This window comes from Bradyrhizobium pachyrhizi (assembly GCF_029714545.1).
GTDB lineage: Bacteria > Pseudomonadota > Alphaproteobacteria > Rhizobiales > Xanthobacteraceae > Bradyrhizobium > Bradyrhizobium pachyrhizi.
In genome coordinates this window covers 593,768-606,235 of record NZ_CP121667.1, presented here as the reverse complement: position 1 = coordinate 606,235, position 12,468 = coordinate 593,768, and the positions used below count along the sequence as shown (strand labels likewise).

Sequence of the window (12,468 nt, the reverse complement as noted above, 5' to 3'; positions counted from 1 at the left end):
CGGTTGGCTTCATCGCTCGCATCTGTTTCCGAGCGATAGAAATGCGTGCTGGCGCAACAGCTTCGGGTATGCGGCAAATTTGCGCGCAACATAACGGTGCAAAAATCAAGATTTGAAACTTTTTTCGCCATTTTTGCGCATTAACGAACCGTTCAGCAGTCGGGGGGCCACGTCGAAAATCCCACTGCTTTGAAATCCCCTCGCGGTTCGACGCCTAGTGCTTTGATGTTGCTTGCGCCTTTTGGCTGCGAGCAAGCGGTATGTCGCATGCTCTGTCGATGCGCGGCATTGGAATTCCCAGTCTTTGGAAATGCATGAGAAGGAACACTAACGCGGCCGGGTAGCCGCGAAGGGTTGAGTAAGAATGGCGATCCAGAACGGAAATGCCCCCGCCGCAGATCTAGGGCTTCGCGCGCTAGCTCTGTTCCTGCGCCTCCATGGCGTGAATACTGTGCCGGACCAGCTCCGCGATCGTTGCGGGAGCGACGAGATCGGCATCCGCGCGATGCTTCGCTGCGCGCGCGAATTCGGGGTCAAGGTCCGTTCGCGGACGATGGATTGGACCCGCCTTGCGGGTATCCAGCTGCCCGGAATCGCCTCGCTGCGTGACGGCGGATTTCTGCTGCTGGGCAAGATCGACGACCAGGTGGCGCTTGTGCTGCACCCGACCTCGCCGCATCCGAGCCGGATGACGCGCGCGGAATTCGAAGCGATCTGGGATGGCGGTTTGATCTGTGCTGGATCACAGAGCCTCGCACAGCGCGCACGTCATGCATTTGCCGGCATCCGCACGCGCTCGTTTGACCTGGGCGCCGGCCTGATGCACCGCGCCGGCGGGGGCCTGATGCGTGCCCGTGACGGCCTCACGAAGAGCTTCTTGACGATGAGACCTGGCATCCTGATGCGCGGGCCTCTCGACGATGTCGCAGACCATCCGGCGAACACCGAATCCCCGGCCGCCGGCGTCGACTCCGAAAACGACGATGAATCCGGGCTCATTGCGCTGGCGATCTTGCTGCGTTGCCATGGCATCGCTGCCGACCCCGGCCAAATTCGCCACCGGATCGGCGCAGCGCGCCTCGGCGTTACTGAGATATTGCGCTGTGCCAAGGAATTCGGGCTCAAGGCAAAGGTGCAGAGGACGAGCTGGAACAGGCTTGCCGTCACCCCGCTGCCGGGAATTGCGCTGCTGCGCGACGGCAGCTTCCTGATCCTCGGCAAGGTTATCGACGACAAGCTTCTCATTCAGCGCCCGCTGTCTCCGCGGCCCGAAGCAATCACCCAGGCGCAACTCGAGGCCATCTGGGACGGTGGCATCATCCTGATGGCCCGGCGCGCCAGCCTGACCGACCTCGCGCGACGCTTCGATATCTCCTGGTTCGTCGGCGCCATGCAAAAGTATCGTCGCCTGCTCGGCGAGGTGCTGGCGGCGTCGTTCTTCCTTCAGATCTTCGCCGTTGTCTCGCCGCTGTTCTTCCAGGTGGTGATCGACAAGGTGCTCGTGCATCGAAGCATGAGCACGCTCGACGTGCTGGTCGTCGGGCTTGTCGTACTGACCGTGTTCGAGGCCGTTCTCGAGACGCTGCGTGTCTATCAGTTCGCGCATACGACAAACCGTATCGACGTCGAGCTCGGCGCCAGGTTGTTCCGTCATCTGTTGGCGCTGCCGATCGCCTATTTCCAGGCCCGCCGCGTCGGCGATTCGGTGGCGCGCGTCCGCGAGCTCGAGAACATCCGCCAGTTCCTGACCAGCTCGGCGCTCACACTGGTGATCGATCTGCTGTTCACCGTCGTCTTCCTTGCGGTGATGTTCTACTACTCGACGACGTTGACGTGGATCGTGCTGGCGTCCTTCCCGCTCTACATCGGCATCTCCGCGGGAGCCGCGCCGCTGTTCCGTCGGCGCCTCGACGAGAAGTTCAATCGCGGTTCCGAGAACCAGGCCTTCCTGGTCGAGAGCGTCACCGGTATCGAAACGCTGAAAGCCATGGCGGTCGAGCCGCAGATGCAACGCCGCTGGGAGGAGCAGCTCGCCGGCTATGTGTCCGCAAGCTTCCGCGTGCTCAGCCTGAACAACACGGCGAGCCAGGCGGTCCAGATGATCAACAAGCTGGTCATCGCCGCGACCCTTTACTTCGGCGCCCGCCTGGTGGTCAGCGGAGACCTGACTGTCGGCGAGCTCGTCGCGTTCAACATGCTGGCCGCGCGCGTCAGCGCGCCGGTTCTGCGGCTCGCACAGATCTGGCAGGACTTCCATCAAGCCCGCCTCTCGATCGATCGTCTCGGCGACATCCTCAACACCATTCCCGAGCCGAGCTTCACGCCGGCTCGCGCGGCGCTGCCGCCGATCCGCGGCCAGGTCACATTCGAGCACGCGACTTTCCGCTACCGCATCGACGGCCCCGAGGTGCTGCACGACGTGTCCTTCAGCGTCGAGCCAGGCCAGGTCATCGGCATCGTGGGTTCGTCGGGCTCGGGCAAGAGCACCGTCACCAAGCTGATCCAGCGTCTCTATGTCCCGGAGAGCGGACGCGTGCTCGTCGACGGCGTCGACCTCGCGATGGTCGATCTGAGCTGGCTGCGGCGCCAGATCGGCGTCGTGCTGCAGGAGAACGTACTGTTCAACTGCACGATCCGTGACAACATCGCGTTGGCCGATCCGGCGATGCCGATGGAGCGCGTCATCGAAGCGGCAGAGCTAGCCGGCGCCCACGACTTCATCCTCGAACTGCCGGAGGGTTACGACACCGTCGTGGGTGAGCGCGGCAGCAGCCTGTCCGGCGGGCAGCGCCAGCGCATCGCAATCGCGCGTGCACTCATCACCGATCCACGCATCCTGATCCTGGACGAGGCGACCAGCGCGCTGGACTACGAAAGCGAGCGCGCGATCCAGCAGAACATGAGGCGGATTTCCGCCGGACGGACCGTGTTCGTCATCGCCCACCGGCTGTCGACGGTGCGCAATGCGAGCCGGATCATCACCCTCGAGCATGGCCGCATCGTCGAGGACGGCAGCCATGACGAGCTGATCCGCACCAACGGCCGTTACGCCAACCTCCATTATCTGCAGGCCGGTATCCATGACGTCCGCTAGCCGCAACATCGTCGCGTTCCCGAGACGCGAACCTCGCCGCCGCGAGCAAGAAATCGCCTTTCTACCGGCGGCGCTCGAGATCGCCGAATCGCCGCCATCACCGATCGGGCGCGCGATCGGGGCCTGCATCATCGCCGTGTTCTGCATCGCGCTGGTGTGGGCGACGCTCGGCAGCGTCGATATCGTCGCCAGCGCGACCGGCAAGATCGTGCCAGGCGGGCGCACCAAGCTGATCCAGCCGTTCGAGACCGGCGTCGTCCGCGCCATCCGCGTCCGCGACGGCCAGACCGTCAAGGCCGGCGACGTCCTGATCGAGCTGGACCCGACGATGACGGAAGCCGACCAGGAGCGCCAGAAGAGCGATCTGCTTGCAGCCGAGCTGGACGTCGCGCGGCTGCGCGCCGCGCTGGCCGCAGACCCGCTTGCGGCCTTCCAGCCGCCGCAAAACGCGAGTGCAGCCGATATCGAGATGCATCGCCAGTTCCTGATCAGCCAGCGCGCCGAACAGAGCGCAAAGCTTTCTGAAATCGAGCGCCAGCAGGGGCAGAAGGAGGCGGAACGGGCGACCACATCGGCGAGCGTCGCCAAGTTGGAGGCGACGATCCCGGTGCTGAAGGAGCGCGTCGACATCCGCAAGGGTCTCGTCGAGAAGGCATTGGCGTCGAAGGTCGTCTATCTCTCGGAGTACCAGGAGTTGGTCGCCATGCAGCAGGATCTCGTCCTGCAGCAGAGCCGGCTGCGCGAAGCCGATGCGGCGATCTCGCTGCTGAAGGAGACCAAGGACAAGACTGCCGCGGAGTATCGCCGCGCGACCTATGATGCCCTTGCGAAGGCCGAGCAGAAGGCTGCGAGCGCCGCCCAGGAGGTGGTCAAGGCGGATCGGCGAACGAAGCTCCAGCGCTTGACCGCACCGGTCGACGGCGTCGTGCAGCAGCTTGCCGTTCATACGGTGGGCGGCGTGGTGACGCCCGCTCAGGCGCTGGCCGTCGTGGTCCCGAGCGAGAGCCAGCTCGAGATCGAGGCCATGCTGTCGAACCGCGACATCGGCTTCGTTCATCCCGGCCAAAAGGCGGAGATCAAGGTCGATACGTTCAACTTCACCCGGTACGGGCTGCTTCATGGCGATGTGCTCAGCGTGTCGACGGATGCCATCACGCGCGAAAAGCAACAGGGCAGCCCCAATGACCGGACATTGGGCGCGGCACAGAGCAGCAGCGAGCCTAAAGGTCAGGAGCTGGAATACGCCGCGCGCGTTTCGCTCGACCGGACGCACATGCAAATCGAGGACAAGCTCGTCAAGCTCGGGCCGGGCATGGCAGTGACGGTCGAGATCAAGACCGGCACGCGCAGGATCATCAGCTACCTGCTTTCGCCGCTGGCACGGTACCGGCAGGAGGCCCTGCGCGAACGGTAAAGCGAAGCCCGTCGCCGGACGTTGCGGCCGGGCTGGGCGCCACTCGCGTGAGAGCGAAGCTCGTCGTGGTGGCGCCCGTCGTTAGGACGATTGAGATGAACTTGCCGGTGGATTGGCACATGCGCTATCGGCGCAGCGCTTCCAGACGCGATTTCGCCTCCTGGACTCCCGCGGCGTTGGCCTTGGCATAGAGGTCTTGTGCCCTGCGCTCGTCGCCGCGCGTGCCGTAAGTCCCCCACTTCGCAAGAATCAGGGGATCGTAGGTTTCTGCCAACGCGAAGCTCGCCTGGGCGCTGCCCATTTCCACGGCGCGCTCGAGTACAAGCCGCGCCGCGCCTATGTCGCCCTGACGCAGCAAGGAGCTCGCCCGCGCAACCAACCCTCCTGCTTCCGCAGCCTGCTCGGGAGCAGGCTGGGCAACCGCGCGAGCAGGCGCCGCTCGGGTCTGTTCGGCGGTCGGATTGGTGGCCACTTCGATGGACTTGTCCCGCGCGGTCGCACCGGTCGTCAACGCCGCGCCGTGCGCCTTGCGATCCTCGGCCTCATACGCATGGATTGCGCTCCGCGACAAAGGGAGGTGCTGTGGCTGCACGTCGATCCTGGCGCGCAATTGCCTCAATTCGGCAGCGCTGGCTTCCGCCGCCTGCTTCTGCAGCAACACTTCCTCGTTTGCCTTTGCCGCCCGCACCGTCTGGGTCTCGCTATCGCGATGCGCTGCCGCCAGATCTTGCTCCAGCCGTGCGGACCGCTCACGCTCCTTTTGCAGGTCCGCCGCAGCGCTCTTTCCCGCCGCTTGCAGCCGGGACGTTTCTTTGCCCGCTTCGGTCACGAGCACGGCCTTGCTCTCGACATCACGTCGCGCCGCCGCAAGATCCTGCTCCAGCCGCGCGGACCGCTCACGCTCCTTTTGCAGGTCCGCCGCAGCACTCTTTCCCGCCGCTTGCAGCCGGGACGTTTCCTTGCCCGCTTCGGTCACCAGCACGGCCTTGCTTTCGACATCACGTCGCGCTGCCGCAAGATCCTGCTCCAGCCGGGCGGACCGCTCATGCTCCCTTTGCAGGTCGGCCGCGCCGCTCTTTTCCACCACCTTCAGCCGGGATACTTCCTCGTCTGCTTTCGTCGCCAGCGCCGTCCTGGTCGCGACATCGCGCCGCGCTGCCGCAAGATCCTGCTCCAGCCGGTCAGCCCGCGCCGCTTGCAGTGAGTTCTGCAACTCTGCCGCACCGCTTTCCCTTTCCCGCTTCAGTCGGGCGGTTTCCTCGCTCGCTTTCGCCGCCAGCGCGGTTTGCGTCTCGACATCGCGGCGGGCAGCCGCAAGATCCTGCTCCAGCCGCACCAGTCGCTCACGTTCGTCCGGTGTGGCTTTGTGAACCGAAGCTGCGCCGCTCTCGGCCGCCTGCCTGAGCTCCGCCGCTTCTTCACCGGCCTTGCGTGCCTGCGCCTCGAAGGCGTAGATCGTGCTTCGCGTCTGGGAAAGCTCCTGTGCCAGCGCGTCGGCCTTCGCGCGCGATTCCCGCAGTTCGGCGGCCCCGGCCTCCACCGTCCGCTTCTGCCGCAGGGCTTCATCGGCCGCCTTTGCCGCCATCGCGGTCTGGGCCTCGACATCACGCTGCGCGACCGCGAGATCCTGCTCCAGCCGCGCGGACCGCTCTCGCTCCTTTTGCAGGGAGCCCTGCGACTCGGCCGCTCCGCTTTCGCTTTGCTGTTTCAGTCGGGAAACCTCCTCGCCTGCTTTGGTCGCCAGCGCGGCCTGGGTCTCGACATTGCTGCGAGCAGCCGCAAGATCCCGCTCCAGCCGCGCGAACCGCTCACCTTCGTCGGGTGCGAATTTGCTGGCCGAAGCCGTGCAGCTTGCAACCGCCTGCTTGAGCTCCGTCGCTTCGTCTCCGGATTTGCGGACTTGGGCTTCGTATGCATAGATCGAGCTCCGCGACAGCGAGAGGTCTCGTGCCAGCGCCTCGGCTCGTTCGCGCAATTGCCTGAGCTCGGCAGCTCCGACGTCCGCCGCCTGCTTCTGCCGCAGAGCTTCTTCCTTTGTCGTTGTCGCCAATGCCATTTGGGTCTCGACATCCTGCCGCGCTGCCGCCAAATCCTGCTCCAGCTGCGCGCTCCGCTCGCGCTCCCGTTGCAGGGACGACTGCAGCTCCATAGCGCCGCTCTCACGCATCCCCTTCAGCCGGGAAACCTCCTCGCCTGCCTTTGCCGCCAGCGCAGTCTGGGTCTCGACGTTGCGGCGCAACGCCTCGAGATCCTGCTCGAGCCGCGCGGACCGCTCGCGCTCCCGCTGCAGATCCGCCGCGCCGCCTTCCGCCGCTGCTTTCAGCCCAGACGCTTCCTCACCCGTTTTTGTCGCCAGCACGGTCTGGGTTTCGACATCACGCCGCGCTGCCGCCAGATCCCGCTCCAGGCGCTCCGCCCGCTCACGCGTCTCTTGCAGGGAGTTCAGCAACTCCGCGCCGCCCTGCGCGGCCTGCTTCCCTTGGACCGCCTTGTCCGTCAACGCGGCCTGGGCCTCGATATCGCGGCGAGCCGCCGCGAGACTCTGCTCCATCGACTCGGCCCGATAGCGCTCTTGCTCGAGGCGTTGCAGCAACTCGATGTCGCGTCTCGCATTCGTCAGTTCGCAGGAGAGCGACTCCGCCCAGTTGTATTCCCGTTTCGGAGCCTGCCCCGTGTCGCTGACGCTCGCTTGGGCAACCTGCACCGGTCTGTCATTGCCGCCTCGACCCGGCGGCAAGGCTTCGGGAGCGCCGCTCCTTGCCGCTTCGATGAAACCGAGACTGCGGGCGGCCGCCGCATGCTGCGGTTGCGTCGACGGGCCCGCCGGGGCCGGGGACGCCCGTGTTTCCGGCGCGCACGCCATTGCGAGCAAGGCAGCGGTCGTCCACGACAGCGCGGACCGTCCCGCCTTGGGCAGCAGCCGGCGCGACGAATCTGCGACGTCGCAGCGGGCGACTGCTCTGTCCTTGAAGGTAACCGGACTCATCCGCAATCACCTGTCGCGCGGCGACACGATCTGTTGAGGTACGGCATTATGCGCCGTACTGCAGCGCGAAGCCTACAGCCCGCATGGAGGACCCCACCCACCCCTTTCGGGTTAGGCCGCAGATCACGGCTTCACATAGGACCAGCCCTTCTCCTGCAGTTCCATCACGCGCACGACGCCTGACTTCACCACCTCCGCCTGGCGAACAATCGGGATGTCCTTGTTCTCGGCCTTGTGCATTTTTTCCTGGGTATTGCCGCAGGCCTTGAACGAGACCTCCGGCGTGCTCAGCGCCATTTCCTCGAGACGGGCTTTCACCGGCGAGGTGTCGTCGCGCAGCATGTGCAGGCCGGGTCCGAAGGTGACCACCTCGATCTTCACCTTCTCGCCGAGATCCTTGTAATATTGCGCAACGTTGACTGCGTTGTTGAGCGCGAGATTCATGGCTGCGGGATCGTTCGTGTTCACCTGCAGGATCAGGTTGTGCGACTTGGCGTTGGATGGAAGCCGGGCGTTGGCGTTGAGAGGAGACCGTTCCCTCTTGTGGGTCGTCGCCTTGCGCGAGACGTGAACCCTTTGGACCTTTTCTGAAACGTGCTGATAGTCCGCAGTGCGGTTCGTTGTTGTCGGTGTCCAATATCGTCCGCCGCCTTGCTCCGCCGCAGCGAATGAAGCGGCCAGGAGCGCCGTTGCGGCTCCGATGATGGTTACCTTCGCAATATGCTGAAACACGCGCATGGGTACCTCTCCTGTTAAAGACACGTTATTCAAATCCCTAGCCGTTGGGTTTTGCGGTCGGTTGTGGCCACCTGCAGGCAGCGGTGATCTTCGCGCGCACCACATCCATCCCGCCCAACGGGAACACCGCATCCAGCGCCGGTCCGGTACGGGGTGCGAGGTGAATACTGAGACCTCCGCCGTCCGGAAGGGACTGCAGAAAGCGAATCACGTCGCCGCCGAACGCAACGCCGGTCCCGGACGCAGGCACGGCTGCCGCGACCTGCTGCGGCGGACCATCGTTGATGCGGTAGGAAATCGCATATCCATCGCCGCGACCGGACACGCGGGATCCGGCGACGATCAGTTCGCTCCGCCCGCCATGGCAGCGAATCGAAAGCGTCATTCCGCTTTCGCCGGCACCGTCGCGCGATGACGTCGTGGCGATGGCGACCGGTGAATAGTCGAGCGGTGAAGTGGTCAGGCTGACGACCCAGCTGTTACCCTGGTTTGCCTGGGGCAGCGGTGACGCCCGCGGTGTCTTTTCGGAGCACTCCGGCCGTTCGGAGCGTTCCTTGGCGGAGCAATCGCGGAGCTGGGCGATCTGGCGAAGTCCTGCCGCCGGCGCCGAAGCAATGCCGCTTGCGAGCAAGACTCCAGCCACCGCGCAGGTCGCCGCGCGTCTCATTGCGATGGATTTGCGGCGGCGCGCGGCTCGCGATCGAGCCACGCCTGCGCTGCGGGGAAGCGCGTCAGGCCGGGAACGGTTGCGGCGAGATTAATCGTCTTCCACTTTTGGTCGAAGCCCGGCTGCTGCAGCTTGTCGATCCGCGAGAACAGATACTCCACGAAGCGCGCAAGGCGCTCATAGCGATTCGACTTTGTCGGAAAGTTGAAAGCCACCAGAGCGGTCGGCACCGCGATTGTCGTGACGCGCTCGCCCTGCTTGATGAGATTGGGATACTCCGTGGCCTCGAGCGAGGCGGGAAGATAAAAGTCTTCGAACCTCCTGTCATAGGGAACAGGCAGGAACTTGAACCCCGGCTCCCAGCGGCCGCGCACGAAAGCATCCACCGGCTTCGAGGTGATGAAGACGACCGCGGCCATCTCGCCCTTGCGCATCTGCTCGAGCGCGACCTGATGGGGAATGAAGGTTTTTTCCACATCGAGGCCAAGGCGGCTGAAGATCAGTGGCCCCGAATAGGCTGCCGCAGTACCCAGATTATTGAAGTTCACCTTCTTGCCGGCGAGATCGCTCAGGCTTTGGATCTCGGGACGAACGAAGATATGCAGTTCGGACGGAAACAGGTTCAACACGAAAGCGAGCCGTTGCTGGATATCGGGCACCTGGCTCCTGTACTCCTCGAGCACGTCGGAATTGATGATGGCGGCATCGATGCCGCGCAAATACAGCAGTGAGTTCACATTCTCCGTCGGGCCGCGCGTCACGACCGGCAACACATGCAGCTTGTCGCCATCGTCCACGACGCGGGCGATTTCGGCGGCAAGACGAATGGGCGCGCCCTCGAGCAGGCCCCCGGCGAGGCCGACCGTCCAGGCATTCATCGTCACCTGCGGCTTTTGCGGCGGTAGCTCACGTCGCAATTGGCGCGGTGCAGCAGGTTGCGCCTGTGCATCCACGGTGAACAGCGGAACGGTCGTAAGCAGCGGAATCAGCAGCCCCAGCATGCGCAACGGGTGCAATTCCCTTTTTGCGGTCTGTCCCATGGGATCTGCGCCCTCGCCGATCGGTCATTTTGTCGTAGTTTCATGCAGTTCATCGGCGCGCGCTATTTCTCCGCATGGGGGAGCCCACTACTCCTTCCGGATTATCCATTGTGCGTGTCCCCACGCCGCGGCAGCGAGGGATCGGCGTCCCGTACGGCTCGATCGCGGTCTGCAATTCGGCCGGCATCGGCAATGGCGTTTTGCCGCGTTGTTGTCGTTCTGCCGACGATCGGCGGCTTCGGTGCGGCAATTCCGCCCCGACCACGTCCCATGAACGGCTTCTGCTATTGCCCTGGCCATCGGCGTGCATTCAGCACAACTTGCGAACGCAAGCGGGCGCAACCGCAGTTTGGCGTACAAGGATCGTGGAAATGGCGGAGAGAGTGGGATTCGAACCCACGGTACGGTTTCCCGCACACACGCTTTCCAAGCGTGCGCCTTAAGCCACTCGGCCATCTCTCCGGGAGGCCCTCTCTTGAAGGGCTGAGGCGGATTTTGCAAGGGAGCGCAGGCCGGGAGCGCGAAATTTCCACAACAGATTGAAAACATTGGGTAAATTGATAGCGATGGCAGCCGCGCGCCGCGGGCTTGCGCGCGGCCGTGCGCGCTTTTGGCCGGCCGCCGGTCAGGGACCGGCGCAAATCAACGAGTGCATCCGATCAACCCGCCGTTTCGTCATTCCGGGGGCCTGCCGCCGGCGAGAGCCGGGAATCTATTGGGGCGCCTCGCTCGTGGAAGAATGGAGTCCGGGTTTTCGCCTTCGGGAGCCCCGTCGCGAGCATGCGAGGTTATGACCACTGACCGCGCAACACACTCAGCGTCGTCCCTGCCTAATGCGCAATTGCGCACGAAAGCAGCGACCCATAACCACAAATGCCGATTGTTGTGCGATGCGGCTCCGACGAGTCCCGTTCACAACATCCACCGCGGAGTTTGGGTCCCTGCTTTCGCAGGGACGACAGAACGGCGGATGGGCGAACCAACGCACCCATCCTGCATCGTCATGCTCGCCTCAGTGATATCGCGCGGCAAAATCCGCCGTGCGGCGCGGCCACAGGGTTGGTGGCTCCGGCAGCGCCGCGTTTCCCGCATTGTGCGTATCCTGCAGCGCCTCGATGAAGTCGGCGAACCATTGCTGGATGGTGCCGCTGTTGAGCTTCTCCATCATCGCTTCCCAGCGCATCCGCCGCTCGGTCAGCGGCATCGCGAGCGCAGTCGCCAAGGTGCGCGCCATGCCGTCGATGTCGTGCGGATTGACCAGCAGCGCGGCGTCGAGCTCGTTCGCCGCGCCGGCGAATTTCGACAGCACCAGCACGCCGGGGTCCGCCGGGTTTTGCGCGGCGACATATTCCTTGGCGACGAGGTTCATGCCGTCCTGCAGCGGCGTCACGACGCCGACCTGTGCGGTGCGGTAAAGGCCTGCGAGCACGCCCTGGCCAAAGCCCTTGTTGAGGTAACGGATCGGCGTCCAGTCGACCTCGCCATGCACGCCGTTGACGTCGGTGACGAGCTTCGCCACCTCGCTCTGCAGATTGCCGTAGGCTTCGATCGCGCCGCGCGAGGGCGTTGCGATCTGCAGCAGCGACACCGAACGTTTCAGGTTCGGATGCAGCGTCCACATCTTGTCGAACGCCTTGATGCGGTTGACGAGGCCCTTGGAGTAGTCGAGCCGGTCGACACCGATCGCGAGCTTCTCGCCGTTGAGGCTGCGCCGCAGCCGCGTCACGTCGGGATGCGTCATCGCCTTGGTCGCCTGCTGCGCGAACTTGCCGGGATCGATGCCGATCGGAAACACCGCGGCGCGGGTGCGGCCGAACGACGAATTGATCACGCCGTCACGCAGCTCGAAGTCGAGATCGTGCTGCACATAGCTCAGGAAGTTCTCGCAGTCCTCATCGGTCTGGAAGCCGATCAGGTCATAGGACAGCATCGCCTCGATCAGCTCGCGATGATTGGGCACGCCCGCGATCACCGCGCGCGCCGGCCATGGCGTGTGCAGGAAGAAGCCGATCGGCTGCGTGACGCCGAGATCGCGCAGCTCGGCGCCGAGTGCGAGGAAATGATAGTCCTGGACCCAGAACACGGAATCAGGCTTGCGGAAGCGCAGCAACGCGCGCGCCATGAACGCGTTCACTTCGCGATAGCTCGTGTAATCCTCGCGAGACGCACGAATCAGATCGGCGCGCGAATGCATCGCGGGCCACAGTGCCGAATTGGCAAAGCCTTCGTAATAGCCGCCATAGTGCGCGGCCGGCAGATCGAGCATCGCCAAGGCGCCCGCCCCGAGCGCTTCGACCTCCGCGAAAGGTTCCTTCAGGTTCCCGTCGCGGACGCGTCCGCTGGAACCAACCCATATTGCCCCTGTCTTTTCCACCACCGGCAATAGTGCCGCAGCCAGCCCCCCCGTCATGGGTTCATTGGGTTTTCCGCGCGAGACGCGGTTCGATACGACGACGAGGTTCACCAGGTCCCCTCCTGTTGGTCAACTCGCGTATTAACAACCATTCATCAAGATGGTTCCTGATCAAG

Annotated in this window: 7 protein-coding genes and 1 tRNA gene; 2 read left to right on the top strand and 6 right to left on the bottom strand. The window is 64.3% G+C overall.

Going from position 1 to position 12,468, the window contains the following annotated elements; genetic code table 11:
* The first annotated feature begins 451 nt into the window (after positions 1-451).
* Positions 452-3,094, top strand: coding sequence for a type I secretion system permease/ATPase (locus tag QA639_RS02750; protein ID WP_244481881.1), 2,643 nt, complete (start codon positions 452-454; stop codon positions 3,092-3,094).
* Positions 3,081-4,508: an HlyD family type I secretion periplasmic adaptor subunit gene (locus QA639_RS02745; RefSeq protein WP_157347908.1), complete on the top strand. Its 1,428-nt coding sequence runs from the start codon at positions 3,081-3,083 to the stop codon at positions 4,506-4,508. The genes QA639_RS02750 and QA639_RS02745 overlap by 14 nt, the downstream gene beginning before the upstream one ends.
* Before the next feature lie 124 nt (positions 4,509-4,632).
* Here QA639_RS02745 and QA639_RS02740 read toward each other — a convergent pair whose 3' ends face one another.
* The 6 genes from QA639_RS02740 to QA639_RS02715 all read right to left on the bottom strand — a co-directional run bounded on the left by QA639_RS02740 (position 4,633) and on the right by QA639_RS02715 (position 12,403).
* Positions 4,633-7,494: a coiled-coil domain-containing protein gene (locus QA639_RS02740; protein WP_157347909.1), complete on the bottom strand. Its 2,862-nt coding sequence runs from the start codon at positions 7,492-7,494 to the stop codon at positions 4,633-4,635.
* Between the two features lie 123 nt (positions 7,495-7,617).
* On the bottom strand, positions 7,618-8,232 hold the full coding sequence (locus tag QA639_RS02735; protein WP_157347910.1) for a DsrE family protein: 615 nt from the start codon (positions 8,230-8,232) through the stop codon (positions 7,618-7,620).
* Positions 8,233-8,269: 37 nt separating this feature from the next.
* Positions 8,270-8,863 (bottom strand): hypothetical protein, encoded by a 594-nt coding sequence (locus tag QA639_RS02730; RefSeq protein ID WP_283089115.1) that lies wholly within the window; start codon positions 8,861-8,863, stop codon positions 8,270-8,272.
* A gap of 32 nt (positions 8,864-8,895) precedes the next feature.
* Complete coding sequence (locus QA639_RS02725) at positions 8,896-9,900, bottom strand: TAXI family TRAP transporter solute-binding subunit (RefSeq protein ID WP_028335220.1); 1,005 nt, start codon at positions 9,898-9,900, stop codon at positions 8,896-8,898.
* A 411-nt stretch (positions 9,901-10,311) separates the two neighbouring features.
* Positions 10,312-10,401, bottom strand: a tRNA-Ser gene (locus QA639_RS02720).
* 550 nt (positions 10,402-10,951) lie between these two features.
* Positions 10,952-12,403 carry a trehalose-6-phosphate synthase gene (locus QA639_RS02715; RefSeq protein WP_028335219.1) on the bottom strand — a complete coding sequence of 484 codons (1,452 nt, stop codon included), beginning with the start codon at positions 12,401-12,403 and terminating at the stop codon, positions 10,952-10,954.
* Positions 12,404-12,468: the final 65 nt, after the last annotated feature.

What these genes read in the sequence shown, in the direction of transcription:
- QA639_RS02745 (WP_157347908.1), top strand. Translation starts at nt 3,081, where the DNA reads ATGACGTCCGCTAGCCGCAACATCGTCGCGTTCCCGAGACGCGAACCT.
- QA639_RS02740 (WP_157347909.1), bottom strand. Translation starts at nt 7,494, where the DNA reads ATGAGTCCGGTTACCTTCAAGGACAGAGCAGTCGCCCGCTGCGACGTC.
- QA639_RS02735 (WP_157347910.1), bottom strand. Translation starts at nt 8,232, where the DNA reads ATGCGCGTGTTTCAGCATATTGCGAAGGTAACCATCATCGGAGCCGCA.
- QA639_RS02725 (WP_028335220.1), bottom strand. Translation starts at nt 9,900, where the DNA reads ATGCTGGGGCTGCTGATTCCGCTGCTTACGACCGTTCCGCTGTTCACC.